The sequence below is a fragment of the Sphingomonas sp. G-3-2-10 genome, from assembly GCF_012927115.1.
Taxonomy (GTDB): Bacteria; Pseudomonadota; Alphaproteobacteria; order Sphingomonadales; family Sphingomonadaceae; genus Sphingomonas.
Window position 1 is genome coordinate 250647 of sequence record NZ_JABBFY010000002.1, and the last position, 24702, is coordinate 275348.

At 66.6% G+C, this 24702-nt stretch carries 31 protein-coding genes; 19 read left to right on the top strand and 12 right to left on the bottom strand.

Going from position 1 to position 24702, the window contains the following annotated elements; all coding sequences use genetic code 11:
• The first annotated feature begins 101 nt into the window (after positions 1–101).
• From prfB to HHL13_RS17795, 3 genes are read left to right on the top strand one after another with little or no spacing between them, the layout of a single operon-like run.
• Positions 102–1229: a peptide chain release factor 2 gene (gene prfB, locus HHL13_RS17785; protein WP_169557289.1), complete on the top strand. Its 1128-nt coding sequence runs from the start codon at positions 102–104 to the stop codon at positions 1227–1229.
• Positions 1226–1966: a methyltransferase domain-containing protein gene (locus HHL13_RS17790; protein WP_169557290.1), complete on the top strand. Its 741-nt coding sequence runs from the start codon at positions 1226–1228 to the stop codon at positions 1964–1966. Before prfB ends, HHL13_RS17790 begins: the two co-directional genes overlap by 4 nt.
• An 8-nt stretch (positions 1967–1974) precedes the next feature.
• Positions 1975–3153 (top strand): hypothetical protein, encoded by a 1179-nt coding sequence (locus HHL13_RS17795; protein ID WP_169557291.1) that lies wholly within the window; start codon positions 1975–1977, stop codon positions 3151–3153.
• Here HHL13_RS17795 and HHL13_RS17800 read toward each other — a convergent pair.
• Positions 3150–3533, bottom strand: a complete 384-nt coding sequence (locus tag HHL13_RS17800) for a JAB domain-containing protein (RefSeq protein WP_169557292.1) — start codon at positions 3531–3533, stop codon at positions 3150–3152. The genes HHL13_RS17795 and HHL13_RS17800 overlap by 4 nt on opposite strands.
• A 146-nt stretch (positions 3534–3679) precedes the next feature.
• On the opposite strand from HHL13_RS17800, the gene HHL13_RS17805 reads away from it, so the two are divergent.
• The 4 genes from HHL13_RS17805 (at position 3680) to HHL13_RS17820 (ending at position 7263) form a co-directional block, all read left to right on the top strand.
• The gene (locus HHL13_RS17805) at positions 3680–4474 is read left to right on the top strand and encodes a thymidylate synthase (protein WP_169557293.1); all 795 of its coding nucleotides are present in this window, start codon (positions 3680–3682) and stop codon (positions 4472–4474) included.
• Positions 4475–4505: 31 nt separating this feature from the next.
• On the top strand, positions 4506–4991 hold the full coding sequence (locus tag HHL13_RS17810) for a dihydrofolate reductase (RefSeq protein ID WP_169557294.1): 486 nt from the start codon (positions 4506–4508) through the stop codon (positions 4989–4991).
• Between the two features lie 2 nt (positions 4992–4993).
• Positions 4994–6160: a dipeptidase gene (locus HHL13_RS17815; protein WP_169557295.1), complete on the top strand. Its 1167-nt coding sequence runs from the start codon at positions 4994–4996 to the stop codon at positions 6158–6160.
• Positions 6161–6336: 176 nt separating this feature from the next.
• Positions 6337–7263 (top strand): bifunctional riboflavin kinase/FAD synthetase, encoded by a 927-nt coding sequence (locus HHL13_RS17820; protein ID WP_169557296.1) that lies wholly within the window; start codon positions 6337–6339, stop codon positions 7261–7263.
• Here the strand turns inward: HHL13_RS17820 and HHL13_RS17825 are convergent.
• Positions 7260–7733: a tryptophan-rich sensory protein gene (locus HHL13_RS17825; protein ID WP_169557297.1), complete on the bottom strand. Its 474-nt coding sequence runs from the start codon at positions 7731–7733 to the stop codon at positions 7260–7262. The genes HHL13_RS17820 and HHL13_RS17825 overlap by 4 nt on opposite strands.
• 100 nt (positions 7734–7833) lie before the next feature.
• Between HHL13_RS17825 and ileS the strand changes: the two genes are divergently transcribed.
• Genes ileS through HHL13_RS17840 form a run of 3 tightly spaced genes read left to right on the top strand, consistent with a single transcriptional unit; the run spans position 7834 to position 11586 of the window.
• Positions 7834–10665 (top strand): isoleucine--tRNA ligase, encoded by a 2832-nt coding sequence (gene ileS / locus HHL13_RS17830; protein ID WP_169557298.1) that lies wholly within the window; start codon positions 7834–7836, stop codon positions 10663–10665.
• On the top strand, positions 10662–11180 hold the full coding sequence (lspA, locus tag HHL13_RS17835) for a signal peptidase II (RefSeq protein ID WP_169557299.1): 519 nt from the start codon (positions 10662–10664) through the stop codon (positions 11178–11180). The genes ileS and lspA overlap by 4 nt, the downstream gene beginning before the upstream one ends.
• Positions 11173–11586: a DUF3035 domain-containing protein gene (locus tag HHL13_RS17840; RefSeq protein WP_169557300.1), complete on the top strand. Its 414-nt coding sequence runs from the start codon at positions 11173–11175 to the stop codon at positions 11584–11586. Before lspA ends, HHL13_RS17840 begins: the two co-directional genes overlap by 8 nt.
• Before the next feature lie 165 nt (positions 11587–11751).
• Here HHL13_RS17840 and HHL13_RS17845 read toward each other — a convergent pair whose 3' ends face one another.
• From HHL13_RS17845 to HHL13_RS17860, 4 genes are all read right to left on the bottom strand, one after another.
• Complete coding sequence (locus HHL13_RS17845; protein ID WP_169557301.1) at positions 11752–12477, bottom strand: TorF family putative porin; 726 nt, start codon at positions 12475–12477, stop codon at positions 11752–11754.
• A gap of 323 nt (positions 12478–12800) precedes the next feature.
• On the bottom strand, positions 12801–13271 hold the full coding sequence (locus HHL13_RS17850) for a RidA family protein (protein ID WP_169557302.1): 471 nt from the start codon (positions 13269–13271) through the stop codon (positions 12801–12803).
• A 9-nt stretch (positions 13272–13280) separates the two neighbouring features.
• Positions 13281–13916, bottom strand: coding sequence for an HAD family hydrolase (locus HHL13_RS17855; protein WP_169557303.1), 636 nt, complete (start codon positions 13914–13916; stop codon positions 13281–13283).
• Positions 13913–14185 (bottom strand): DUF3572 domain-containing protein, encoded by a 273-nt coding sequence (locus HHL13_RS17860; protein WP_169557304.1) that lies wholly within the window; start codon positions 14183–14185, stop codon positions 13913–13915. Before HHL13_RS17860 ends, HHL13_RS17855 begins: the two co-directional genes overlap by 4 nt.
• A gap of 36 nt (positions 14186–14221) precedes the next feature.
• Here HHL13_RS17860 and HHL13_RS17865 point away from each other — a divergent pair, with 36 nt between their 5' ends.
• Entirely contained in the window at positions 14222–14593 is a 372-nt protein-coding gene (locus tag HHL13_RS17865) for a response regulator (protein ID WP_169557305.1), read from the top strand.
• 163 nt (positions 14594–14756) lie between these two features.
• Here HHL13_RS17865 and rpmG read toward each other — a convergent pair whose 3' ends face one another.
• Positions 14757–14924, bottom strand: a complete 168-nt coding sequence (gene rpmG / locus HHL13_RS17870) for a 50S ribosomal protein L33 (RefSeq protein WP_169557306.1) — start codon at positions 14922–14924, stop codon at positions 14757–14759.
• A gap of 147 nt (positions 14925–15071) precedes the next feature.
• Between rpmG and HHL13_RS17875 the strand changes: the two genes are divergently transcribed.
• Positions 15072–15635, top strand: coding sequence for a TMEM165/GDT1 family protein (locus tag HHL13_RS17875; RefSeq protein ID WP_169557307.1), 564 nt, complete (start codon positions 15072–15074; stop codon positions 15633–15635).
• Between the two features lie 194 nt (positions 15636–15829).
• A complete protein-coding gene (locus tag HHL13_RS17880; protein WP_169557308.1) occupies positions 15830–16330 on the top strand; it encodes a DNA starvation/stationary phase protection protein in 501 nt (166 codons plus the stop codon).
• 56 nt (positions 16331–16386) lie between these two features.
• On the opposite strand, the gene HHL13_RS17885 is transcribed toward HHL13_RS17880, so the two are convergent.
• Positions 16387–16704: a hypothetical protein gene (locus HHL13_RS17885; protein WP_169557309.1), complete on the bottom strand. Its 318-nt coding sequence runs from the start codon at positions 16702–16704 to the stop codon at positions 16387–16389.
• Between the two features lie 82 nt (positions 16705–16786).
• On the bottom strand, positions 16787–17602 hold the full coding sequence (locus HHL13_RS17890; protein ID WP_169557310.1) for a metallophosphoesterase: 816 nt from the start codon (positions 17600–17602) through the stop codon (positions 16787–16789).
• Positions 17603–17648: 46 nt separating this feature from the next.
• Here HHL13_RS17890 and HHL13_RS17895 point away from each other — a divergent pair, with 46 nt between their 5' ends.
• Entirely contained in the window at positions 17649–19232 is a 1584-nt protein-coding gene (locus HHL13_RS17895; protein WP_169557311.1) for a cisplatin damage response ATP-dependent DNA ligase, read from the top strand.
• On the opposite strand, the gene HHL13_RS17900 is transcribed toward HHL13_RS17895, so the two are convergent.
• On the bottom strand, positions 19233–20552 hold the full coding sequence (locus tag HHL13_RS17900) for a S41 family peptidase (protein WP_169557312.1): 1320 nt from the start codon (positions 20550–20552) through the stop codon (positions 19233–19235).
• A gap of 138 nt (positions 20553–20690) precedes the next feature.
• Between HHL13_RS17900 and HHL13_RS17905 the strand changes: the two genes are divergently transcribed.
• The 5 genes from HHL13_RS17905 to HHL13_RS17925 are packed head-to-tail and all read left to right on the top strand — an operon-like array spanning position 20691 to position 23599.
• On the top strand, positions 20691–21167 hold the full coding sequence (locus tag HHL13_RS17905) for an Lrp/AsnC family transcriptional regulator (protein ID WP_169557313.1): 477 nt from the start codon (positions 20691–20693) through the stop codon (positions 21165–21167).
• A complete protein-coding gene (locus HHL13_RS17910; RefSeq protein ID WP_169557314.1) occupies positions 21164–22003 on the top strand; it encodes a DMT family transporter in 840 nt (279 codons plus the stop codon). Before HHL13_RS17905 ends, HHL13_RS17910 begins: the two co-directional genes overlap by 4 nt.
• Before the next feature lie 4 nt (positions 22004–22007).
• Positions 22008–22478: a hypothetical protein gene (locus tag HHL13_RS17915; RefSeq protein ID WP_169557315.1), complete on the top strand. Its 471-nt coding sequence runs from the start codon at positions 22008–22010 to the stop codon at positions 22476–22478.
• Between the two features lies 1 nt (position 22479).
• Entirely contained in the window at positions 22480–23079 is a 600-nt protein-coding gene (locus HHL13_RS17920) for a YdeI/OmpD-associated family protein (protein ID WP_169557316.1), read from the top strand.
• A 1-nt stretch (position 23080) separates the two neighbouring features.
• Positions 23081–23599 (top strand): cupin domain-containing protein, encoded by a 519-nt coding sequence (locus HHL13_RS17925; protein WP_169557317.1) that lies wholly within the window; start codon positions 23081–23083, stop codon positions 23597–23599.
• A gap of 9 nt (positions 23600–23608) precedes the next feature.
• Here the strand turns inward: HHL13_RS17925 and HHL13_RS17930 are convergent, their stop codons facing one another.
• Both HHL13_RS17930 and HHL13_RS17935 read right to left on the bottom strand, forming a co-directional pair.
• Entirely contained in the window at positions 23609–24241 is a 633-nt protein-coding gene (locus HHL13_RS17930; RefSeq protein WP_169557318.1) for an NAD(P)H-binding protein, read from the bottom strand.
• Positions 24238–24648 carry a DUF4279 domain-containing protein gene (locus HHL13_RS17935; protein ID WP_169557319.1) on the bottom strand — a complete coding sequence of 137 codons (411 nt, stop codon included), beginning with the start codon at positions 24646–24648 and terminating at the stop codon, positions 24238–24240. The genes HHL13_RS17930 and HHL13_RS17935 overlap by 4 nt, the downstream gene beginning before the upstream one ends.
• Positions 24649–24702: the final 54 nt, after the last annotated feature.

The window sequence follows — 24702 nt, forward strand, 5'->3', positions numbered from 1 at the left end:
CCTAAACGCCCATGCTGCTGGTAGGGGGCAGCCGACGTCGCCATATGTGCGATGCGCGGACGTAGAGGCGCGTCCGCAAAGTATCGTTTTGGAGAATAGACATGCGCGCCGAAGCGCAGGCGAATGCCGACAAGATCAACGCCGCGCTCGCGCTGCTGCGCCGGTTTCTCGACTGGGACCGTGCGCTGCGCCGGCTCGACGAGTTGAACGCGCGCGTCGAGGATCCGACCCTGTGGAACGATGCGAAGGCGGCGCAGGACGTGATGCGCGAACGCCGCCGCCTCGACGAAGCGATCACCGCCACCCGCGCGATCGAGAGCGAGCTGAACGACACCGCCGAACTGATCGAGATGGCTGAAGCCGAAGGCGATCAGGAGATGATCGACGAAGGGATCGCCGCGCTAGATGCACTCGCAAAGCGTGCCGAGGGCGACAAGGTGAAGGCGCTGCTGTCGGGCGAAGCCGATGCCAACGACACCTATATCGAGATCAACTCGGGCGCGGGCGGCACCGAAAGCCAGGACTGGGCCGGCATGCTCCAGCGCATGTACACGCGCTGGGCCGAGCGTCACGGGATGAAGGTCGAGCTGATCGACTATCACGCCGGCGAGCAGGCGGGCATCAAGTCGGCGACTTTGCTGATCAAGGGCGAGAATGCCTATGGCTATTCCAAGACCGAAAGCGGCGTGCACCGCCTCGTCCGGATATCGCCGTACGACAGCGCGGCGCGGCGCCACACCAGCTTCTCGTCGGTGTGGGTCTATCCGGTGATCGACGACAATATCGAGGTCGAGTACAACGAAAGCGACCTGCGCATCGACACGTACCGGGCGTCCGGCGCGGGCGGCCAGCACATCAACACCACCGATTCGGCGGTGCGCATCACGCACATTCCGACCGGCATCGTCGTACAGTGTCAGAACCAGCGCTCGCAGCACAAGAACAAGGCCGAAGCCTATAACCAGCTTCGCGCCCGTCTGTACGAGCGCGAACTGGCGATCCGCGAACAGGCCGCCAATGCCGAGAACGCGACCAAGACCGATATCGGCTGGGGCCACCAGATCCGCTCCTATGTCCTCCAGCCCTATCAGCTGGTGAAGGACCTTCGTACCGGGGCCACTTCCACTGCGCCCGCCGATGTGCTCGATGGCGATCTCGATCCGTTCATGGCGGCCGCGCTCTCGCAGCGCGTGACCGGGGAGAAGGTCGATGTGGAGGATGTCGATTGATTCGTGGCGCGGCCGCACTCTGCCTGACGATCCTGACGCTCGGCGCCTGTGACGCCGGGCCGGGCAACGTACGCAAGCCGGCCGAACCCAAATACGGCTTCCCCGCCGCAGACCGTCCGGTCGCCACGATCGTCTCCGCGCGCTGGTCAGACGAGGAATCGCGCGACCGGCTGAACGAAGCCGAGACGGTGATGGACCGCGCCGGCATCAAGAAAGGCATGACCGTCGCCGATATCGGCGCAGGCGAGGGCTATTATACGATCCGTCTCGCAGCTCGCGTCGGCGAGGATGGGCGCGTGCTGGCCGAGGATATCGTGCCGCAGGTCCGCGACACGCTCGCCACCCGCGTCGCGCGCGAGCGGCTCGACAATGTCAGCGTCCGGCTCGGTCTCCCCGCCGATCCGCGCCTGCCCGAAAACAGCTTCGATCGGGTGCTGATGGTGCACATGTATCACGAGATCGAGAGCCCCTACGAGTTCCTGTGGCGGATGCGCCCCTCGCTGCGTACCGGCGGGCAGGTGATCGTGGTCGACGCCAATCGACCCACCGACGAACACGGCACCCCGCCCGAACTGCTCAAATGCGAGTTCGCCGCGGTCGGCTATGTCCAGGTCGCGATGCAGAAGATGCCCTCTGCGGGCGGCTATCTCGCCATCTTCGAAGCCAGCGGCGAACGCCCCGAGCCGCAGACGATCAAGCCCTGCAAGAGTGGGCGCGCGCCGGCGCCCAAGGGCTAGTGGCGAGCATGGGCGCGGGCCGCCCGAATCTGAATTCCCCGTTCAAGCGGCTCTGGCGCGAATTGCCGATCGACGGGCGCGGTTTCCTGCAGCCGGGCGATGCAGATGCCCGCCGCCTGCACCGCTGGGCCACGCGCCGCATCTGGGGCCGCATTCCCTGGCCGCTCCGCCCGTTCGGCATCCTGGTCGCCCGCATCCTGTGGTGTGCGAAGGCGCTCCCGCTGGCGCGCGCCTTTGCCGGCCGGAACCGAATCGGGCGCGGCCGGACGATCCGCCTGTTCGCCGATGCCTGCCTTACCGGCATGCCGCCATGGGAGGCCTATTGCTGGCGCTACCTGCTGGTCGCGCCCGCCCGGCCGCTATCGTCGCGCGCCCTCAGCAAGACTCTCGCCGCGCTCGCGGTCGAGGATCAGCGCAAGCTGCTCGGCGACAAGATCGCCACCGTCGAGGCCCTCAGCACCGCCGGCATCCGCTTTCCGAAGCAAGTCGCGCTGATCCCGCGCGGTGCGGCGGTGCGCAGCCTGCCGCCGGGTCCGGACGCCCTGTTCGCAAAGCCGCGCCACGGCGCCGCATCGCGCTTCACCCTGGCGCTCGACCGGCTCGACGACGGCGCGTGGCGGATCAACGGCACCGATCGCGATGCGGGCTTCGTCGCCGCGCTGCTCGAACTCGCGCTGCGCAATGACGACCTGATCGTGCAGGAGCGCCTGACCGCCGCGCCGGAGCTCGCCGAATTCGCCACGCTCCGCCCGCCTGTGCTGCGCATCCACACCTTGCGCGGGCCGCAGGGTGGCGTGCCGATGATCCATTCGGCGGTGCTGTCGACCTCGGTCCCGCGCGAAGTCTCCATCGGCGCGCGCCCCAACTCGCGGATCATCCCCGTCGCAATCGATTCGGGCGAGATGCAGTTCGGCTTCCGCTTCCCCGAGCCGCTTGCCCGCGCCTCCGGCTGGAGCGGGAAGCCCGTTCCCGGATATGAGGAGGCCCGGCGGATGGCGCTGGCCTGCGCGGCAATGTTCGACGGACTGCCGATGGTCGCCTGGGAGTTCATCCTCACGCCCGGCGGCCCGGTGATGCTCGAGGGCAATAGCGAACCCGGCCATCATTATATCGGCCTCGCCGCTTCGGCGCAGACTGACACGCCTTCGCTCTTCCCGCTGCTCGCCCGCTGGCTGCCCGAAGCCTAGAGCAGCCCCAGTTCGCGAAAGCTCACCGCGCCGTCGCGCGTTATCACCAGATGATCGAGCAACCGGATCCCCAGCGGATCGAGCGCCCGCGCCATCTTCCGCGTCGCATCGCGGTCGCCCGCGCTCGGCTCCGGATCGCCGCCGGGATGGTTGTGCGCCATCACCACGCCCGTCGCGCCGAACGCCAGCGCATCCTTGACCACCTCGCGGATCGGCAGGTCCATCATATCGCGCGAAGCCGAGCGCGCCTGCCGCATCCCCAGCAATTCCTGCCCCGGCCCGAGATAGGCGAACATCGCAACTTCGATCGCTTCGTCAGCGATCGGCGCGAACAGTGACGACGCGGCATTCGCGTCACGGATACGTCTCGGCTCGTCCATCGGGACGGACTGCCAGAGTCAGGTCCGGCGTCGTCGACAGTCTGCTCGATTTCGGACCCCGGACGACCGGTTTGGACGCACTTTCATCCACAACGGATGCATCCGCCCCGCTTGGCGCGATTGCGCGCCGCGGCTAGGCTGGAGCAATGCGTCAGTATCTCGATCTCATGGCCCGCGCGCTCAACGACGGCGCCGAACAGATGGACCGCACCGGCACCGGCACGCGCAGCGTGTTCGGCCACCAGATGCGCTTCGACCTGGGCAAGGGCTTCCCCCTGCTCACCACCAAGAAGCTGTTCACCCGCGCGATCATCGTCGAGCTGCTGTGGTTCCTGCGCGGCGACACCAATGTCCGCTGGCTGCAGGAGCGCAAATGCTCGATCTGGGACGAATGGGCCGACGAGAATGGCGATCTCGGTCCGGTCTATGGCAAGCAATGGCGCGACTGGGAGGCGGCGGACGGCCGCCATATCGACCAGATCGCGGAGCTGCTCGACACGATTCGCAACAATCCCGGCTCGCGCCGTCAGGTCGTCAGCGCGTGGAACCCTGGCGAACTCCACGCGATGGCGCTGGCCCCGTGCCACTGCCTGTTCCAGACCCATGTCGCCAATGGCAAGCTGTCGCTGCAACTCTATCAGCGCTCGGCCGACATCTTCCTAGGCGTCCCCTTCAACATCGCCAGCTACGCCCTGCTAACCCATATCCTCGCGCAGCAGGCGGGCCTCGAAGTCGGCGACTTCGTATGGACCGGCGGCGATTGCCATCTCTATTCGAACCATCTCGAACAGGCCCGCGAACAGCTGTCCCGCGACCCCGGCCCGCTGCCCCGCCTCGAAATCCTGCGCAAGCCCGACTCGATCGACGGCTATGACTATGAGGATTTCGCGATCCACGATTATGTCGCGCAAGCGCACATCAAGGCGCCGGTGGCGGTATGATCTCCCCTTCCGCTTGCGGGAGGGGGACTAGATGACCCTCACCTTCCACCTTGCCCGCGCCGATAACGGCGTGATCGGCCGCGACGGCCAGCTCCCGTGGCGGCTCCCCGCCGATCTGAAGCGGTTCAAGGCCCAGACGATGGGCAAGCCGATGGTGATGGGCCGCAAGACCTTCGAGAGCTTTCCCAGCCCCCTGCCCGGCCGCCGTCACATCGTCCTCACGCGCGATACCGCGTGGCAGGCCGAAGGTGCCGAAGTCGCGCGCACGCCCGAGCAAGCCCTCGCCCTTGCCGGTCCCGGCGATATCGCGATCATCGGCGGCGCGGAGGTTTTCGCGATCTTCCTGTCCCAAACCGGCGCGATCGAACTCACCGAAGTGCATGGCGACGTCGAAGGCGACGCCACCGTCCCCGCATTCGATCCCCTTGAATGGCGCGAAGTCTCACGCGAAGATCACGCCAGCGAAGGGGGCCGCCCGGCCTATAGCTTCGTGCGACTGGAACGCCGGGAGGGGTAAGCATGAAAAAATGGCCGTGGATCGCCGGGGGCGTGCTCGCGCTCGGCGCAATCGGGTTCTTCGGCGTCGCGCCTGCCTATGTCGAAGGCAGCATGAACATCGTGCAGCCCGCCGAACTGCCCAGGATCAGCGAAGACACCCGCAAGCTCCACGCCAGCCTCCAGATCGCCGACATGCATTCGGACACGCTGATGTGGCGCCGCGACCTGCTCGACCGCGCCAGCCGTGGCCAGGTCGATCTGCCGCGCCTTCAGGAAGGCAATGTCGCGCTCCAGATCTTCTCGTCGGTCACCAAGACGCCCAAGGGCCAGAATTACGACGCGAACAGCGGCGAGACCGACAATATAACCCTGCTGACCGTCGCCCAGCTCCAGCCACCGCGCACGTGGAACTCGCTGCTCGAACGCTCGCTCTACCATTCGCAGAAGCTGCACAGCGCCGCCGAACGCTCGGGCGGCCAGCTTCGCGTGATCCGCACCCCGGCCGATCTCGATCACCTGCTCACCGCGCGCGCGACCAACAGCAAGCTGGTCGGCGGGATGCTGTCGATCGAGGGGCTGCAGGATCTCGAAGGACAGATCGGCAATCTCGACAAGCTCTACGCCGCAGGCTTCCGCATGGCGGGCTTAGCACATTTCTTCGACAATGATGTCGCCGGATCGATGCATGGCGAAGCCAAGACCGGCCTCACCCCGCTCGGCTTTCAGGTGCTGGCGCGGATGGAAAAGCTCGGCATGGTCGTCGACGTGGCGCATTCGAGCCATGCCGCACTGGCCGACATCCTCCGCGTCGCGCGCCGCCCGCTGGTCTCCTCGCATGGCGGGGTGCAGGCGACCTGCAACGTCAACCGCAACCTGACCGACGACGAAATCCGCGGCATCGCCAGGACCGGCGGCTTGATCGGCATCGGCTATTGGGACGCCGCCGTCTGCGGGACCAGACCCGCCGACGTGGTCCGCGCCATCGCCCATGTCCGCGCGCTGGTCGGCATCGATCATGTCGGCCTCGGCTCCGACTTCGACGGGGCGGTGACGACGGGCTGGGACACGTCGCAGCTGATCGCGATCACGCAAGCGCTGGTGGACGCCGGCTTCAAGCAGGACGAGATCCGCAAGGTGATGGGAGGGAATGTCCTCCGCGTCCTGCGCGCGGGACTGGCGCCGATGTAATTTCCCTCTCCAATTGGGAGAGGGAAGGGGCCCGCTCGGCGAAGCCGAGTGGGAAGGGTGAGGGTGGAGGAACCGCCCAGTCGCCCTCACCCCTCCCGCCGCCTTTGGCGGCTCCCTCCCTCTCCCAATGGGAGAGGGACTTTCGGCTTCGCTTCGCTGCCCCTATAGCCCCGCTCATGGAGCGGCTGGACGGCGGCTCGGCGGTCCCCGCGCATCTTCGCGGCGGGATCGTCGCGCTCGGCAATTTCGATGGGTTTCATCTGGGGCACCAGTCGGTGGTCGCCCGCGCCGTGGCGCGTGCGCGCACCCTCGGCGTGCCCGCGATCGTCGCGACCTTCGATCCGCATCCACGCCGCTATTTCCAGCCTGACGCCGCGCCCTTCCGTCTCACCACGCTCGACCAGCGCCAGCGCCTGTTCGCGGCGGCGGGTGCGCAGGCGATGCTGGTATTCCGCTTCGACGCCGAACTCGCCAGCCTGACGGCGGAGGCATTTGCGCGGGAACGGCTCGCCGGCCTGATCGGCGCATCGGGCGTGGTCACCGGCGGCGACTTCACTTTCGGCAAGGGCCGCGGCGGCAATCCGCAGGTACTGGCGGAACTTGGGAGCCGGCTGGGTTTCACCGCCGAGACCGTGCTGCCGGTCGGCGAAGGCGACGTGCCCTTCTCGTCCAGCCGCATCCGCGATCTGCTCCGCGAGGGCCGCCCACGCGAAGCCGCCTATCTCCTCACGCGCCCCTTCGCCATCGAAGGCGAAGTGATCGGCGGCGCGAAGCTCGGCCGGACGTTGGGCTATCCCACCGCCAACATGCTGCTCGGCAATTATCTCCGCCCCGCTTACGGCATCTACGCCGTGCGCGGCCGCCTGTCCGACGGACGCGTGCTGAACGGCGTGGCCAATCTCGGCATCCGCCCCAGCTTCGATCCGCCCGAGGAACTGCTGGAAACCTTCTTCTTCGACTTCTCCGGCGACCTGTATGGCCAGACGGTCGAGATCCAGCTGATCGACTATCTCCGCCCCGAAGCGAAGTTCGATTCGCTCGAGGCGCTGACGGTCCAGATGGATGCCGACGCCGCCAAGGCGCGCGAGTTGCTGGCGGACTAAGCCAGATAATAGACGCAGGCGACGTAGCTGCCCCAGATCGCCAGCGGCACCAGCGCCCATGCCGCCGCGCTCGATCGGCGTCCCAGCGTGAGCATCGCCGCCAGCGTCGCAACCAGCGTGACGAGCGTACCGATCGCCCCGGTCGCCGGGTCGGCCAGCCCGCTCGTATAGACCGGGAAGGCCAGGCAGATCAGCGCAAGCCCGACCGGCAACCATCCGCGCCAGCCATGATCGCGCGCATCCCGCACATAGAGCCAGCGGGCAGCACCCATCAGCGCGAACTGCACCACCCAGATCATCCCGACCAGCGGGCCGGGCGGGAGCCATGCTTCCTTCGCGGGCGACAGCGAACCGCCATCGAATCCGAGCGAGAAGATCAGCGCATTGCCGATCAGCACCGCGCCGACCAGCGCGGCGATGTTGACCCACAGATTCGGCATATCGCCACGATCGCGGCTGGCTGTGTGCATCGTCACGGCTCCTTTGGCACATCAAACGCGCGAAACCGTGAAGGTTCCTGAGAACAAGCGCTTTGAATGTGACCGCACACCCGCTAATCCGCGCGGTTCCATGACCGACGCACCAGATTTCCGCGACACCGTCTTCCTCCCGAAGACCGATTTCCCGATGAAGGCCGGCCTTGCCACCAAGGAACCGGCGATCCTCGAGCGCTGGGCGCGAATTAACCTCTACCAGAAGCTGCGCGAGCAGCGGGCGGGGCGCGAGCGGTTCATCCTGCACGATGGTCCGCCCTATGCGAATGGCGACATTCACATGGGCCACGCCATGAACAAGATCCTCAAGGACATCGTCGTCCGATCGCAGACCCTGCTCGGCAAGGACGCGCCGTATGTCCCCGGCTGGGATTGTCACGGCCTGCCGATCGAATGGCAGATCGAGAAGCAGTACAAGGACAAGAAGCGCAACAAGGACGAGGTGCCGCCCGCCGAGTTCCGCGCCGAATGCCGCGCCTATGCCGCCAAATGGGTCGGCGTGCAGCGCGAGCAGTTCAAGCGCCTCGGGGTGATGGGCGACTGGGAAGACCCGTATTTGACGATGAACTTCGAAAGCGAAGCGATCATCGCCGGCGAATTGCTGAAGTTCGCCGAGAGCGGCCAGCTCTATCGCGGCGCCAAGCCGGTGATGTGGTCGCCCGTTGAAAAGACCGCGCTGGCCGAAGCCGAGGTCGAATATGAAGACGTGGTCTCGACCCAGATCGACGTGGCGTTCGAGATCACCGAGGCGCCGAACGCCCCCGAACTGGTCGGCGCGCATGCGGTGATCTGGACGACCACGCCGTGGACGATCCCGGTGAACCAGGCTTTGGCTTATGGGCCGGAGGTTGAGTATGTGCTGTTGCCCGAGGGAGGCAGTCCTCGAAACTTCCTGGTCGCCAAGGAACTGGCCAGCGCCTTCTTTGCGCGGTGCAGCCGGGAGAATCCGGGCCTGCAAGCCTATAGCGAAGTTGACTGGAAGAGCTTCAAAGGCTCCGACCTCGCCGGCGCCACCGCCCGCCACCCGATGCACCATCTCGGCGGCTTCTTCGCCAGGCCCCGCCCATTCCTGCCCGGCGATTTCGTCACCACCGATGCGGGCACGGGCCTTGTCCATATGGCCCCGGATCATGGCGAGGACGATTTCCTGCTGTGCAAAGCGCACGGGATCGATCCGGTCTTCGCGGTCGAGGGCGACGGCATGTACCGCGCCGACTGGCTGTGGCTGGGCGGTCAGGGCAGCGTGATCAACAAGAAGTTCACCGCGTCGGACGGCCCGATCTGCACCGATCTGCGCGAGGCGGGCGGTCTGCTCGCCGCGTCGGACGATTTCGCGCACAGCTATCCGCACTCGTGGCGGTCCAAGGCGAAGATCATCTTCCGCGCGACTCCGCAATGGTTCATCCCGATGGACAAGAACGTCGCGGACGGCGTCGCCCCGCGCTGTGCCGAGGAAGAAACGATCCTCACCCGTCAGGGCTCGAACACCGCGACGCTGCGCCAGGCCGCGCTCGCCGCGATCGAGGAAACCCGCTGGGTCCCGGAAAAGGGCCGTAACCGCATCAGCGCGATGGTCGAGGGCCGCCCGGACTGGGTCATCAGCCGCCAGCGCGCATGGGGCGTGCCGATCCCGATCTACGTCAACCGCAAGTCGGGCGAATATCTCCGCGACGCGGCGGTCAACGCCCGCATCCTCGACGCCTTCCGTTCGGGCGGCGCCGACGCATGGTTCGCGGCCGATCACCAGCAGCTGCTGGGCGCGGACTACAGCCTCGACGATTATGAGGTGGTCAACGACATCCTCGACGTGTGGTTCGACTCCGGCTCGACCCACAGCTTCGTCGTCGAACAGCGCTACGGCAAAGGCGTCCGCGCCAATTTGTATCTCGAAGGATCGGACCAGCATCGCGGCTGGTTCCAGTCCTCGCTGCTGGAGAGCTGCGGCACGCGCGGCCATGCGCCGTATGATGCGGTGCTGACCCACGGCTTCGCGCTCGACGGTCAGGGCAAGAAGATGTCCAAGTCGCTCGGCAACGTTGTCGATCCGCTCAAGATCATCGGCGAGAGCGGGTCGGACATCCTCCGCCTGTGGGTCTCGCAGACCGACTATTTCGAGGATGTCCGCATCGGCAAGGAAGTGCTGGCGGGCACCGGCGATGCGTATCGCAAGCTGCGCAACACCTTCCGCTATCTGCTCGGCGCGCTCGACGGCTTCACCGATACCGAAAAGCTGCCGGTCGCCGAAATGCCCGAGCTGGAGCGCTATGTGCTCCACAAGCTCGCCGGGCTCGACGCCGAACTGAAGCAGGCGGTCAATGATTTCGAGTTCAACCGCTACAGCCGCGCACTGACCGATTTCGCGAACGAAGACCTGTCGGCCTTCTTCTTCGATATCCGCAAGGATTCGCTCTATTGCGACGCCCCCACGGATCCGAAGCGCCGCGCCTATCGCACCGTGCTCGACACGCTGTTCCACGCGCTGGTCCGCTATGCCGCGCCGATCATCAGCTTCACCGCCGAGGAAGTGTGGCAGGCCCGCTATCCCAGCGAGGACGGTTCGGTGCATATGCTCGAATGGCCCGTCCTGCCCGAACTGGCCGGCACGCTCAGCGCCGACTGGGCCGAGGTCCGCGCCCTGCGCGAGAAGGTGACCGAAGCGATCGAGCCCTATCGCCGCGAAAAGACGATTCGCTCTTCGCTCGAAGCCGAAGTGACCGTCCCCGCGCTGCCGCTTTCCGCCGAAGCGCTGGCCGAACTGTTCATCGTCTCGAAGGTGACGCAGGGCGGCGATTCGGTCACGGTTCAGCCCACCGAGCGCCTTAAATGCGGCCGGTGCTGGCGGCATCTTCCCGAAGTTGCGAACGACGGCGCTCTGTGCGACCGCTGTTCCGGGGTGGTGACTGAATGAACGTGACTCGTGGAATCGGGCTGCTCGTGGCCGTGCTGGTGTTCCTGATCGATCAGGGCACGAAGTATCTCGTCACGAACACGCTCGGCCTGTCGTGGGAAGGCGCCTATCAGGAGGTCTTCTCCTTCTTCGACCTGCGCTATGTCGAGAATATCGGCGTGTCGCTGGGCCTGATGCGCGCCAGCAACGAAGTGATGCGCTGGGGCCTCGTCGCCCTGACCAGCGCGATCGCCGCCGGCGTGGTGTGGTGGATGCTGCGCGAGCGCAAGCTGCCCGACGTCGCCGCGCTCGGTCTCGTCCTCGGCGGCGCGCTGGGCAACATCCTCGATCGCATCCGGCTCGGCTTCGTGGTCGATTTCGCCGATCTGCACTTCGGAACATGGCGTCCCTTTTTGGTCTTCAATGTCGCCGACGCCGCGATTACCATCGGCGTGCTGATCCTGTTGATCCGCGCGCTCTTTTTCGGGGAGAAGCCCCGTGCGACCCAGGATCCTGTGGAGAATCTCAATGCGTAAGTCTGTTCTGATCGTCGCCGCCCTGGGCGTCGCAACTTCGCTCTCGGCTTGCGGCAAGAACGGTTACGACCGCGCCCGTCCCGACGAGTTCGCCGTCGCCCGCGCCGCGCCGCTGGTGATCCCGCCCGATTTCGCGCTTGTCCCGCCGGCCCCCGGTGCGCCGCGCCCGCAGGATGGCAGCGCGCAGAATCAGGCGCTCGAAGCGATGTTCGGCGGCTCGGCTGCACGCAGCCCGAGCGAGAACGCCACGCTCGACGCGGCGGGCCGCACCTCGGCCGAGCCGGGCGCTCGCACCACCGCCGGCAGCCCGACGACCAACGTGGTCGACAAGGGCCAGACCACCCGCGACATCGTCGCCGCGCCGCAAGGCGACGGCCAGGACGCGCAGGCCGCGACGCCGCAATAAGCGTCGGCATCTGCGAATCGAAAGGGCCGCTCCCTCCCGGGGGCGGCCCTTTTCGTATCCGCGTTTCCCGTCCCGCTTCACCGGCTGCGAACCACAAAGCGAAGGGGCCGCGAAACCGGCGAACCGGCTCCGCGACCCCTTTGTCAGGTTACGCTATCGCGAGGCTCAGAAAGCCGCGCCGAACGAGACCAGCACGGTGCCGTCCGCACCGATCGCATCCTTGTAACCGAACGCGGTCGGCTCGTCGGTGTTCACATACGACACGCCCAGCGTGAAGTTCTTGTAGCTGGCTTCGACGCCGACCGAATAGTCGAGCACTTCGCCATCGGCGCCGCCGAGGAAACTGTCGCTGTCGGAATAGCCCAGATGGCCCTTCAGCTTGAGCGGGGTCGACGGGATCGCAACCGCAACGTCGGTATAGGCATAGACGCCGCTGAAGCCGGCCAGCGAATCCTGGCCCGACGGGGCCCAGGCCACCGAACCCTTGACCGTCGCCGGTCCGATCGTGCCGGTCAGCGCGACATAGGGCTCGATCACGGTGCTGTTCGAAGCGCCCGGGTAGAGATAGATGGTCGCGCCGATGTCGCCGGTCAGGCCGGGGACGATTTCCTTGGCGAAGCCGCCATAGAGATCGATCTCGGTGCCGTTGGCGAACGAGATGCCCGAACCCCAGACGCCGACGTAAAGGCCGCTGTCATGGGTGACCGAGAAAGTGCCCTGGATCGTCGGCTCTTCGCTGGTCTGGCTGAAACCGCGGAAGCGATAGTCGGTGACGACCGTCGCGCCGCCGGCGATGGTGAACTCGCTGGGAGGATCGGTTTCGTCCTGAGCGAGCGCGGGGGTAGCACCGGCGAGCGCAAGCGCACCGAGCATGATTTTCGAGAAACGCATCGTAGTCCTTTCGGTTCGATTTCGATGGTTCCCGCCTGCTGCCTGCGATGCGAACTGTCTAAAGCACCCTCGAGGGGGCTTGTTGCGACGCTTTCGCAGACACGGCAACATTGCCGAAACGCGCTGCGGCGCACAACAAAATATGCTGTCCCACGTCAGGAAGCCCGAAAGTGTTGCGGCACCGCAACAGAATGTGGCCGGTATGCGGCAGTCGCCAAAACGAAGCCGGCCCGCTCTCCCGCCCGCAATCCTGGGATAGCAGGGCTGGAAAACGGGCCGTTTCCATAGGCCGGTCCAGCTTGCCGGACCCGACTCGTCCATTCTCAGACCGGGCGAACCGCCACAATCGCGTCCACTTCCACCGCGGCGTTGAGCGGCAGAACCGGCACGCCGACCGCGCTGCGCGCGTGCTTGCCCGATTCGCCGAACACCGCGACCATCAGCTCCGACGCGCCATTGGCGATCTTGGGCTGATCCGAGAAGCTGCCCGCCGAATTCACGAACACGCCCAGCTTCACGATTCGCTCGACGCGGTGAAGGTCGCCGCCCAGCGCCTTGCGGATCTGCGCCAGCAGCATCAGGCCGCAGCGCTGCGCCGCTTCGACGCCGTACTCGACGTCACGGTCCTCGCCCAGGCGCCCGGTCATCACCGCACCGTCCTTGAACGGCAACTGGCCGGAGACGTGGAGCAGGCCACCAATCTCCACCACGGGAACATAGGCTGCGACGGGCGCGGCGGCTTCGGGGAGGGTAAGGCCGAGTTCGGCCAGCTTCGCATCGATCTGGGTCGTCATGGTCAGCGGTCAACCATCCTGCGCGTCGGCGGTCAACCCCGCTGCGAACCGTGCGGCGATCCAGCCTTGCGCATCCTGCCAGTCGTCGATCCGGGCATGGGCGAACGGCGCGGGCGGCACGTGCGGCGCCAGATCCGGTTCGGATACCATGTGCAGCCGGAACACTTCCGGCGCGTGCTTCGCGACCGATTCGTGATGCACCGGCAGATCGTCGACGAACACCGCGACACTGGGCGAGAATTCGGCGATCAGCCGCGCGACCGGATCGCCCTTGCCGCCTTGGTTGCACTCCACCCGGTGTGCGATGCCATGCGTCGCCAGCTGGGCGATGCGATGCTCGCGGCAATGATCGCCCAGATTGGTCAGCACCACGATATCCGCCACCTCCGCCAGCGCCGCCAGCGCTTCGCGCGCATGCGGCACCAGTGTCTGGCGGCCCATCTCGGCGGGGAAGAAGCCGTTGATCAGGCCCCACATATCCTCGCGCACCACCCGGCTGCCATCGGCGCGGCGCGTCATCGAATTCTCGAAATGACCGCCTTCCATCGCGAAGTCGATCTCGTGCGCCTCGTCCAGCCACACCCCGAAATGGCGGACCATGTGCAGCAGCACCTCATCGCAATCGGTGATCAGCAGGGGCTTCATACATGCTCCAGCGTCGCGCGCGCGGCGACGAGTTCGGTGGGTTTCACGCCCAGCGCGTCGGCGCAGGCGATCAGATCGGGTTCGTAGGATTCGAGGAAGCCCAGCGTCGCGGCCAGCAGCGACGGATCGCCTGCCCGTTCGCGCAGCTCGGACGGGTTCAGCCCGGTCAGGTCGAGCAGCCGGTTGGCCCGCGCCGTATCGCCCAGCGTCCACACCAGCGCGGAAAGCGCCAGCGCCTCGGCGTCAGAGTTTGTCTCGCTCGCCGCCATCGCCTAGAACGTCCCCGAAATCATGAGGTTCTGCGCGTGGCAAAAAGGGTGCTCGTTGTCGAGGACAACGAACTCAATCTGAAGCTCTTCTGCGATCTGTTGCGCGCACATGAGTTCGAAGTGTCGCCGCTGACCGACGGGCGGGAAGCGGTGGCGCGCGCGCGCGAGTTCGCGCCCGATCTGGTGGTGATGGATATCCAGATGCCGCACGTCACCGGACTGGAGCTGATCCAGCAGATGAAGCTCGACGCCGATCTGCGCCGCATCCCGATCATGGCGGTGACCGCCTATGCCGGCCATGAGGACGAGGACCGCATCCGCGCCGCGGGCGCCAACGCCTATGTCTCCAAACCGATCAGCCTGGCGCGTTTCATGGAGGAAGTGCGCGGGCTGGTGCCTGCCGGCTGAATTCAGCTTCGCTGGGTGCGGGCCGTACCGCTTCCACGTCAGCGGAACGAAAACGCCACCCGCAAACTGAAAAACCCTCTCCCCGCGCGGGAAGAGGGTCAGCGCGGCGGGATTCGCATCCCGGCCGATTCGCCGCAGAGCCGTCGCGCCGAAGCGCGCTGGCTTACTTGATCTTGGCTTCCTTGAACTCGACATGCTTGCGCACGACCGGGTCATACTTGCGGAAGGACATCTTCTCGGTCGTGTTGCGCGGATTCTTCTTGGTGACGTAGAAGAAGCCGGTCTCCGCCGTGCTGACGAGCTTGATCTTGACAGTGGTCGGCTTGGCCATGACCCGAAACCCTTGAATTGGTAAAAAGGAAAAGCGGCGCGCAAGCGCACCGCTATCAGGCGCGGCGGATGCGACAGACGACTCCAAAAGTCAAGGCGAATGGGCCTCATGCGCCCTTAACAATGTTGGGTTAGGCTCGCACTTGTCATGGAAGCCCTTGTCCCCGCCTTCATCGCCGCGCTGCTGACCCAGCTTGGCGAGCGGCCCGCGATCCTCACCGCGATCCTCGCCGACCGCTACGGACGGCCGCTGACGGTCGCGTTCGCGGCGGGGCTGGCCCATGCCGGGCTCAACGCGCTGGCCGCGCTCGGCGCCATCGTCATCGCGCCGACGCTGACGCCGAACGCGCAGGCGCTGTTCCTCGCAGTGGCGCTGGTGGTCGGCGGAATCGGCGCGCTGTTCCCGGCAAAGACGCCCGACCGGCTCGAAAGCTGGGGCCTGGGATCGTTCTTCACTGCCTTTCTCGGCGTGTTCAGCCTCGCGCTGGGATCGCAGACCCAGTTCTTCACTCTCGCTTTCGCGGTGCGCGGCGAGCCTTGGTTCGCCTTTGCCGGCGCCGTTGCCGGCGCGTTCGGCGTCGCTTTCGTCGCGGCGGTGCTGGGCGAGGCGATGTGGGCGCGAATCCCCTTCCGCGCGTTCCGCTGGCTGATGGCCGCCATCTTCATCGTCGCGGGCGCCGTGATCGGCGCGGGGGCGCTGCGACTTATTTGATATCATGGTACCGGCCCGCTCCCCCACCCGGCCACCCAACGGCAGCCTATTCTATGGGTGGCCGGGTGGGGGAGCGGGCCGATACCGTGACAACAATAGCTTTGTTCGATTGCTGTGATCGGGATTCGTCGCGAGTTGGCGCGGAGCCAACACCCTATCTCGTCGTTGTGAAGGCGAACCGATTCGCACGGAGAATGACGATGGCAGACAGCAAGGCGCTCCAGACGCCGACCGACCTGAACCGCAACGCGACCAAGTCCGTCGCCGAAGCGCTCAACAGCGCGCTGGCGGACAGCTACGCGCTGTATTTCAAGACCAAGAACTTCCACTGGCACGTCTCGGGCCCGCATTTCCGCGACTATCATTTGCTGCTCGACGATCAGGCCGCGCAGATCCTCGGCATCACCGATGCCATCGCCGAGCGGGTGCGCAAGACCGGCAACGTCACGCTCCGCTCGATCGGCGACATCGCGCGGCACCAGACGCTGAAGGACAATGACGCCGATTATGTCGCCCCCGGCGACATGCTGGCCGAACTGCGTGACGATAATCTCAAGCTGGTCGAGAGCTTCCGCGCGGTGAAGGAGGCTGCCGATTCGGCCGGCGACAACGCCACTTCGGGCATCGTCGACGACTGGACCGATCAGGCAGAGGAGCGTGCCTGGTTCCTGTTCGAAGCCAGCCGCAAGGGCTGATACGGAAAAGGGCCGGGGATCGCGCCCCGGCCCTTTCCTTCTTCGTCGAGGCTCGCTCACTTGATCGCGGCGAGGCCCTTCTCGATCGTCGTCAGCATTTCCTCGGTGATCGCGCCGCCCGACATCGGCTGCACCTGGCGCAGGCTCATGCCCTTGAACATCTCGTAGGACGGATGCTGGCTCGGGTCCCCGCCCAGCCCGGCCGTCACGACGGCCTTGGCCTTCTCGTCGGCGACCAGCGCTTCGATCGGCGTGTCGAGGTTGAACTTCGCAGCCGCTGCGGCGGCGGGCGAGGGTGCAGGCGCGCTCTGGGCCGAAGCGGCGGCGGGAATCAGGCAAGCGAGAGCCGCTGCGGCGGCAAGAACGAGCTTCATCGGGAATCTCTCCAATCATGTGGAGCCCCCGCCCCACGCACCGCGAGTCGTACCCTCGATTCGTGGCGCTCGCGAGGCGGATTCAGCGCCCGCGCAGCGTGATCATCCACCAGTCCGGCGGCGCGCCGAATCGCATGGGCAACAGGCTGGTGCCCAGCCCGCCGGTAACGATCACCGCGCGCCCGCGATCGACATAGGCGCCGCACCGGAACCGCCCCTTGCCCGGCAAATCGAAATTGTCGCGGCCGGGAATCATGATCTGCCCGCAATGGGTGTGCCCGCCCAGCACGACGCTGACATTCCTCGGCAGCCGCGTCGCGACTTCGGCGCTGTGGACCAGCGCGATCGCCGGACCGGAGGCGCGCTTGCCCAGTTCGAGGACGTGCCGCAGGTTGCTGTGCCCGCTCGGCCCGTCGTCGATGCCGAGCAGGGTAACCACGCCTACCCGCGTCGTTTCGTCGGAAAGGACGCGCACGCCCACCGCCTCCAGCGCCGCGCGCAGTTTCTTCACGTCGCGCGAATGGTCGTGATTGCCGAACACGACGAAGGTGCCGAGCGGCGCAAGCAGCTTGCCCAGCGGCGCGGCCAGCTCGGCGTCGGAATATTGCCGCGTCGAAAGCTCGCGGTCCCCGGCAATGTCGCCCGCGATCAGGATCAGATCGGGATGCTGGGCATTCACCTGTTCCACGATCCGCGCCAGCCGCGCCGGCGGCATGTCCGGCCCCTGTACGTGCAGGTCGCTGAGCAGCGCGACGCGCAGCGGCCCGGTCTCCGCCGGCCAGTCCTGCATCGTCACCTCGATCCGGTGCAGCACCGGATCGGCGGCCGAATTGGCATAGCCCCATCCGGCCAGCGCCAGGATCAGGAGGAAGACGAAGCCGAGTATGCGGAGGAACATCGCCTCCAGACTAGCGTAGTGCAGCCATGACGGCCATCTTCCGATAATGCGCGCCTTCGCCGACCTGCTCGATGGGCTGATCTACACCCGCTCGCGCAACGCGAAGCTGCGGCGCATCGGCGAGTATCTGAAGGCCACGCCCGATCCCGATCGCGGCTGGGCGATGGCCGCGCTGACCGGCGGACTCGATCTCCCCGCAATCAAGCCCGCACTGATCCGCGCGATGGTCGAGGAACGCGTCGATCCGGTGCTGTTCGCGATGAGCCGCGATTTCGTCGGCGATTCGGCGGAGACGATCGCCCTCCTTTGGCCCGAGCCGACGGTGCCGCCGAAGGAAACAGAACCGCTCACCGTCTCCCAGGTCGTCGACACCCTCTCCACCCTTTCCAAATCCGATGCCCCCGCCGTCCTCGCTTCGATGCTCGACCGGCTCGACGCCGACGAGCGCTTCGCCTTGCTCAAGCTCGCCACCGGCGCGCTGCGCGTCGGCGTCTCCGCCCGCCTCGCCAAGACCGCGCTGGCGCAGGCGTTCGATCTCGATGTCGATGCGGTCGAGGAAGTCTGGCACGGCCTCGTCCCGCCCTATGCGCCCCTGTTCGACTGGGCCGAGGGCAAGGGCGCGCAGCCCACCGCCGAGAATATCCCGGTCTTCCGCCCCTTCATGCTCGCGCACCCGCTGGAGGAGGCGCAGGTCAGCCTGACCGACTATGCCGCCGAATGGAAATGGGACGGCATCCGCGCCCAGCTGGTCCATGTCGCGGGCGAGACCAGGCTATACAGCCGCGCGGGCGACGACATCACTCACAGCTTCCCCGAAGTCGCGACGGCATACCGCACCCCCGGTGTGCTCGACGGCGAGTTGCTGGTGAAGGGCGAAGCGCAGGGCGGCGAAGGCGGCGCGGGCAGTTTCAACGCGCTCCAGCAGCGGCTTGGGCGGAAGGTCGTGAGCGCGAAGACCCTTGCCGAATACCCCGCCTTCGTCCGGCTCTACGACATTCTGTTCGACGGCCTCGAAGACTTGCGCGCCTTCCCCTGGAGCGACCGCCGCGCCCGGCTCGAAACCTTCTCCTCCCAGCTCGACCCGAACCATTTCGACGTCTCGTCGATCATCGAAGCCGATGACTTCGCCGCGCTGGAGGAAATCCGCGCCGGCGCGCGCGATGCCGCGATCGAGGGCGTGATGCTCAAGCGCCGCACATCGCCCTATGTCGCGGGCCGCCGCGCGGGGCTGTGGTACAAATGGAAGCGCGATCCGCTCAACGCCGATTGCGTGCTGATGTACGCCCAGCGCGGCAGCGGCAAACGATCGTCCTTCTATTCGGACTTCACCTTCGGCGCATGGACCGAGGAGGGCGAGCTGCTCCCCGTCGGCAAGGCCTATTTCGGCTTCACCGACGAGGAACTGAAATGGCTCGATCGCTTCGTGCGCAACCACACGCTCAACCGCTTCGGCCCGGTCCGCGAAGTCGAGAAGAGCCTTGTCCTCGAAGTGGCGTTCGATTCGATCCACGAATCGAAACGCCACAAATCGGGCCTCGCGATGCGCTTCCCCCGCATCAGCCGCATCCGCACCGACAAGCCCGCAAGCGAGGCCGACACGGTGGCCGGCCTGCGCAACCTGGCGACCTGACTACCGCGCCGGCCCCTTGGGATAGGACGCCACCGATCCATTGGCATTCAGCACTTCGATCCCCGTCGCGACGCCGCCCTCGACCGGGAACCGGATCCGCTGCAACGGCTCATTCTCCAGGCCGAACAGGTCCGGCCCCAGCGGCACCAGCACCACGCTCATCGCGCCGTCGCGGCGGAAGGCGAGACCGCCCTTCTCGACGCTCACCGTGCGCACGCCGTAACGCCCGGCATAGGCTTCGGGCGCGCGCGCCAGCGGCGCCGGTGCGATCAGCCCGCCCTGCGCCGCCGCCATCCATTCATAGTCCGCGCTGCGTTCGGGCTTCGCTTTTCCCATCGCGCGGTAGATCTCCTGCAACGCCCGCGCCTGTGCCAGATCGACCGGAACCGCGATCGACGGCGGCACGCCCTTGCCTTCCCAGTCGCCCACGCCCGGAATCTCCGGCCGCCCCACCGACACGCTCAGCGCAAAGCCGCCCGGCAGCCGGAACAATTCGTTGCGATACGCCGCGCCGGCGGTGGTTTCGCCCACCAGCGGCGCGAACTTGAAACGCGCGACATGGCTGGCGAATTCCTCCGCCGCCGAAGCGCTGCGCCCGCTGATCAGGACGTAGATCGGCTTGTCTTTCGGCCACATGCCCAGCGCGGGAGCCGCCGCCCCCGTGCTCGACGAGGTGACGGGATCGCTGCGCATGTGAAAGCGCACCAGTTCGGTATTCGGCGGGACGAAATAGCGCGCCAGATGCTGCACGGCCTCGGGGCTGCCCCCGCCATTGCCGCGCAGATCGATGATCGCGGCATCGCCGCCCATCAGGAACTTCATCGCGCCGTCCAGCGCCTCGGCGCTTTCCGGCCCGGTCCAGAAGAACCCGGTATAATTCATCACCCGCACATTGCCGGGCAGCACGCGCAGGTCCCGAATGCCGTGATTGAGGCTGCGGGCCTGCGCCAGGAAAGCCGCTTCGTCGGGCGGACCGCCGCGCGCCGCGGGCCCCGCGCCGGGCGGCGGGGCGCGCGGCGGATCGTATCGCAGGTTCAGATGCTTGTCGTGCGCCACCGCTGTCAGGTCGGCATTGATCCGCTCGGCCAGTTCGCCCGGCCCGACATTGTCGTACCGGCCCGAAGCGATCCCGTCGGCCAGCGCCTTGTCCAGCGCGGGCCGGCGATCGACCACCACGTAATTGGCGGCCAGCACCTTGCGGGCTTCCTCGGCGACCGTCCGGCCCTGCACCGGGGCCGCCGCCTGAGGCGGCGCATTCTGCGCGGATGCCGATGGTGCGACGGCCAGCGCCGCCGCGATCAGCCAGGCAAATCTGTTCAATTCATGTCCTCCCAACGCGCCGGTTTCCCGGCTTCGCCCCTCGGCACCAATCTAGGCTGGCGCGATGCGCATCCCGGAGGCATTGTTGGCGACAGATGCGCATAATATTGGCGCATATCGAGCAGGGGACGGCAGCAAATGAGCGCAACGCGCGACAAGATGGATCTGCGCATCCTCGAACGGCTTCAGGTCAATGCGCTGCTCACCGCCGACGAGCTGGCGGCCGAGCTGCCGCTGTCCGCCTCCGCGATCGCCCGGCGCATCCGCAAGCTGCGCGAGACCGGCGTGATCGCGGGCGATGTTGCGGTCCTGTCCGATTCGGTCGGCCCGTTCCTGTCGGCCTTCATCCATATCCAGCTCGATCGGCACGCGCTGGCCGCGGTCGAGGCGCTGCGCCGCCGCCTCACCGCCAGCCCGCACGTCCAGCTCTATATGGAGATTTCCGGCGCGTTCGATCTGGTCCTGCTGGTCACCGTGACGGGCATGGAGGCGTTCAACGAATTCGCCGATGCCCAGCTCGCGGGCGATCCGGTGGTGCGCCGCTACGAGACCAGTTTCGTCAAGCGGAAGCGCAAGTTCAGCCTTGCCTTGCCGCTGGAGACCGACTCCGAATGAGCCAGCCGGCACTCTGGCTCGCGCCAGCCATGATGATCGCTTCGGGATCGATCCACGCCGTGGTCAACGCCATCCTCAAGGGCGGCAAGGACAAGATGGCCGGGCGCGCGATGATCGACGGATCGAGCGCGGTCATCCTGCTGCCGGCGACCCTGTTCGTCCCGCTGCCGCATGGCGCATGGGGCTGGCTTGCCGCCAGCGCCGCGATCCACTGCCTGTATCTCTACGCGCTGGTTCGCGCATTCGAGACGAGCGATTTCTCCGCCGCCTATCCGATCATGCGCGGCGCGGCGCCGCTGCTCACCGCGATTCTCGCGATCGGCCTGTTCGGCGAAGCGGCAAGCACGGGCGAGCTTGCCGGAATCGCGGTCATCGGGCTTGCGGTCGCCGCGCTGGTCTTCGGCAGGCATATCGGCCGGGCGGGCGTCGGCTGGGCGCTGCTGACCGCCGCGATGATCGGCTGCTATACCGTGACCGATGCGAACGGCGTGCGCGCCGCCCCGGTCCCCGCCAGCTATATCGTCTGGTCGTTCGTCGCGTCCGGCACCGCGATCGTCACCCTGTTCGGGCTCATCTCGCGCGGCCGGATCTTCTCCGCCGCCCGCGCGCAATGGCGGCCAGGCGTGGTGGCGGGGGCGCTGTCGATCGTCACCTATGGCCTCGCGCTCTACGCCTTCTCGCTCGGCCCCACCGCGCCGCTCGCCGCCTTGCGCGAGACCGGGATGATCACCGCCTTGCTGATCTCGGCGCTGTTCCTGCACGAACGGGTGACGCGACTGCGCGCGTTCAGCGTGTTCGGCATCTTTGCCGGCGCGGTGATGATCCTCAGCCTCTGAACGCTTGCCAGCCCGCCAGCCGCGCCGCATCCTCGCCGCCATGACCCAGCCCGCCGAACCCCTCGATCCGGTAAAGCTCGCCGCCGCGATCGTGATCGGCACCTTGTTCCTTGCCGTGCCCTTCTCGATCTTCGGGATGCTCGCCACTTATGGCGACCCCAATATGCTCGAGCTCGGCTTGCGCGTCGGGATTAGCAGCGCCAGTTCCGCGCTCGTCCTGACCGGGATCGTCATGCCCTTTGCGATGCAGCGCCTGCGCGATCCGGCGCTGCGGCTGGTCCGCTGGCTCTCGGCCGGCCTCACCGCCGGCATCGCGGGTGCCGGGCTGCAGTCGGTCCTGCTCGTGATCGGCTATTACGGCTGGATGCCGGACATGGGGCCGCAGATCGCCGTCGCGCTCGGCGTGAGTTCGGCCGCCGGCATCGTCGCCGCCTTCGCCGCCTGGGTAGTGCTCAAGCTCTGGGTCCGGCGCTGACATGGCGGCGGTGATCGTCGATCCGGCCAAGGTCCGCGAATTCGCGGATGCGGCGGCCTTTTACGACTGGCTGGGCAAGCATCACGCCAGCGAGGACGAAGTCTGGATCAAGATCCACAAGGTCGCCTCGGGCCTCGAATCGATCACGCCGAAGGAAGCGATCGACGTCGTGCTGTGCTGGGGCTGGATCGACGCGATCCGCAAGAGCCTTGACGAAAGAAGCTTCCTCCAGCGCTACACGCCGCGCACGCGCAAGAGCATCTGGAGCAAGATCAACATCGACAATGTCGCCCGGCTCATCGCCGAGGGCCGCATGACCGAGCATGGCCTGCGCGAAGTCGATGCCGCCAAGGCCGATGGTCGCTGGGACCGCGCCTATGGCAGCGGCAAGGACATGAAGATCCCCGACGACCTTCAGGCCGCAATCGATGGCGTGCCGGAGGCAAAGGCGATGCTGGCTAAACTCACCGAACAGAACCGGTTCGCCCTCGCCTTCCGCACCCACAATATGAAGACCGAGGCGGGCCGGAAGAAGAAGATCGAGAGCTTCGTCGAGATGCTCCGGCGCGGCGAGACGATCTACCCGCAAAAGGCGCGGTAGGATGCGGCCGATCCTTATAGCGTGTGCAGCACTGCTTCTGGCCAACCTGACGCCGGCCTGTGCGCAATCCACCATAGTACGAGCCGCTGGCGGCGACCGCACGTCGCTCGGCGTGGGTGACATCGTACCACTCTCCCCTTCGTCCGCCGAAAAGATCGCGCAGATAAAGCTGGTCGAGCACCCCGGCTATCGCACCCCGCTCCACGTCCATGAACGGACAGACGAGAGCTTCTATGTGCTGGCGGGCAGCCTCACCTTTCACGCGGACGGCAGGACGATCACGCTCGGGCCGGGCGATTATGTCTTCATCCCGCGCGGAACGCCGCATGCGCAGGGCAATCTGACCGCGTCCGACACGGTCCTGCTGACGACGTTGGTCCCGGGCGACTTCGCCGCCTTCTTCCGCGCCCGCGCCGAACTCGTGCGGACGGCGCCGCCCGAGCATCCCGATTACGGCGCGAGGATGCGGGCGCTGGGGAAGGACCATGACATCAAGCTGCTCGGCCCCACGCCTTTCTGAGCACCGATCCTAGGCCATGTCCTGATTGTGCAGGACATGAACCCCCGGCGCGCCCGCGATTGCCGCTTCGATCAGGCAAGCCGCTACCGCGCCAGCCGGGCTGACCCGCAACCGGCGCGGCAGCAAGGGCGCCAGAATCCGGAACCCGATCTGCGCCATGCGCTCGCCTGCACGCGCCGGCTCGCGAAGCCCGCCCAATACGCTGGGACGAAGGATCGTCAGCGACGGATAATCGAGCTGCCTGACCGCGACCTCCAATTCGCCCTTGGTGCGCGGATAGAGCAGCCGCGAGCGCGGATCGGCGCCAAGCGATGACGTCAGCGCAAAGCGCGTCGCGCCATGAGCACGCGCCAGCCGCGCCATCGCGAGGGGATAGTCATAATCGACCGCGCGAAACGCCGCCGCCGACCCGGCCACCGCCCGCGTCGTCCCCAGCGCGCAGATCACGCCATCGACGCGCCACCACGCCGCCGAATCGGGCAGATCGGAGAAATCGACGACGACATTCTCCAGCTTCTCATGCGGCGCGATCGGCCGCCGCGTCGGCGCGATCACCTGCGTCACCCGCGAATCGGCCAGCGCCCGTTCCAGCGCCAGCTTCCCGACAAGGCCGGTCGCGCCGGCGATCAGCAATCTGGTCATGCGTCCGAACCGTAAATGTCGATATCAAGCAGGAGGCCGCGTTCACCCATTCGAGCCAGCGTATCGGATCGCAGCGTCAGGCCCTCGTTCCCGCTCGCGAGAAACAGGCCACAAAAGATCCGCCCGCGAAACCGCTCCGAGAAGGAGCGCCATGCGGTGAAATTGTCAGACAGGCGGTCGAGAAGATCGTTGATCTGGCCATCCAGATCCCCCGGCTCACATCGCTGCCCCTCGATGCGCCAATATCCTCGCGCTGCCAGCTTCTCCGTCCCGGAAGCGGTCTTCCACAGGCCGCCTTTACGCACACCGACGTCCGGCTCGGCGCCCAGCGCCGCCGTTATTTCGGCGGGGTTGAGATCATCCCCAAAGAAGCCGATTGAAGCAGCAGATTTGTGTAGCGCACCCATTTGCCTTCAATCGCACGATTTCCACGGGAAAGCACACCGGCTGCAAGCCGCCAG

Bases quoted from the DNA above. Each gene is read 5' to 3' on its own strand.
- prfB (WP_169557289.1), top strand. From the start codon at position 102: ATGCGCGCCGAAGCGCAGGCGAATGCCGACAAGATCAACGCCGCGCTC.
- HHL13_RS17795 (WP_169557291.1), top strand. From the start codon at position 1,975: ATGGGCGCGGGCCGCCCGAATCTGAATTCCCCGTTCAAGCGGCTCTGG.
- HHL13_RS17800 (WP_169557292.1), bottom strand. From the start codon at position 3,533: ATGGACGAGCCGAGACGTATCCGTGACGCGAATGCCGCGTCGTCACTG.
- HHL13_RS17805 (WP_169557293.1), top strand. From the start codon at position 3,680: ATGCGTCAGTATCTCGATCTCATGGCCCGCGCGCTCAACGACGGCGCC.
- HHL13_RS17810 (WP_169557294.1), top strand. From the start codon at position 4,506: ATGACCCTCACCTTCCACCTTGCCCGCGCCGATAACGGCGTGATCGGC.
- HHL13_RS17815 (WP_169557295.1), top strand. From the start codon at position 4,994: ATGAAAAAATGGCCGTGGATCGCCGGGGGCGTGCTCGCGCTCGGCGCA.
- HHL13_RS17820 (WP_169557296.1), top strand. From the start codon at position 6,337: ATGGAGCGGCTGGACGGCGGCTCGGCGGTCCCCGCGCATCTTCGCGGC.
- HHL13_RS17825 (WP_169557297.1), bottom strand. From the start codon at position 7,733: ATGCACACAGCCAGCCGCGATCGTGGCGATATGCCGAATCTGTGGGTC.
- ileS (WP_169557298.1), top strand. From the start codon at position 7,834: ATGACCGACGCACCAGATTTCCGCGACACCGTCTTCCTCCCGAAGACC.
- lspA (WP_169557299.1), top strand. From the start codon at position 10,662: ATGAACGTGACTCGTGGAATCGGGCTGCTCGTGGCCGTGCTGGTGTTC.
- HHL13_RS17840 (WP_169557300.1), top strand. From the start codon at position 11,173: ATGCGTAAGTCTGTTCTGATCGTCGCCGCCCTGGGCGTCGCAACTTCG.
- HHL13_RS17845 (WP_169557301.1), bottom strand. From the start codon at position 12,477: ATGCGTTTCTCGAAAATCATGCTCGGTGCGCTTGCGCTCGCCGGTGCT.
- HHL13_RS17850 (WP_169557302.1), bottom strand. From the start codon at position 13,271: ATGACGACCCAGATCGATGCGAAGCTGGCCGAACTCGGCCTTACCCTC.
- HHL13_RS17855 (WP_169557303.1), bottom strand. From the start codon at position 13,916: ATGAAGCCCCTGCTGATCACCGATTGCGATGAGGTGCTGCTGCACATG.
- HHL13_RS17860 (WP_169557304.1), bottom strand. From the start codon at position 14,185: ATGGCGGCGAGCGAGACAAACTCTGACGCCGAGGCGCTGGCGCTTTCC.
- rpmG (WP_169557306.1), bottom strand. From the start codon at position 14,924: ATGGCCAAGCCGACCACTGTCAAGATCAAGCTCGTCAGCACGGCGGAG.
- HHL13_RS17875 (WP_169557307.1), top strand. From the start codon at position 15,072: ATGGAAGCCCTTGTCCCCGCCTTCATCGCCGCGCTGCTGACCCAGCTT.
- HHL13_RS17880 (WP_169557308.1), top strand. From the start codon at position 15,830: ATGACGATGGCAGACAGCAAGGCGCTCCAGACGCCGACCGACCTGAAC.
- HHL13_RS17885 (WP_169557309.1), bottom strand. From the start codon at position 16,704: ATGAAGCTCGTTCTTGCCGCCGCAGCGGCTCTCGCTTGCCTGATTCCC.
- HHL13_RS17890 (WP_169557310.1), bottom strand. From the start codon at position 17,602: ATGTTCCTCCGCATACTCGGCTTCGTCTTCCTCCTGATCCTGGCGCTG.
- HHL13_RS17895 (WP_169557311.1), top strand. From the start codon at position 17,649: ATGCGCGCCTTCGCCGACCTGCTCGATGGGCTGATCTACACCCGCTCG.
- HHL13_RS17905 (WP_169557313.1), top strand. From the start codon at position 20,691: ATGAGCGCAACGCGCGACAAGATGGATCTGCGCATCCTCGAACGGCTT.
- HHL13_RS17910 (WP_169557314.1), top strand. From the start codon at position 21,164: ATGAGCCAGCCGGCACTCTGGCTCGCGCCAGCCATGATGATCGCTTCG.
- HHL13_RS17920 (WP_169557316.1), top strand. From the start codon at position 22,480: ATGGCGGCGGTGATCGTCGATCCGGCCAAGGTCCGCGAATTCGCGGAT.
- HHL13_RS17925 (WP_169557317.1), top strand. From the start codon at position 23,081: ATGCGGCCGATCCTTATAGCGTGTGCAGCACTGCTTCTGGCCAACCTG.
- HHL13_RS17930 (WP_169557318.1), bottom strand. From the start codon at position 24,241: ATGACCAGATTGCTGATCGCCGGCGCGACCGGCCTTGTCGGGAAGCTG.
- HHL13_RS17935 (WP_169557319.1), bottom strand. From the start codon at position 24,648: ATGGGTGCGCTACACAAATCTGCTGCTTCAATCGGCTTCTTTGGGGAT.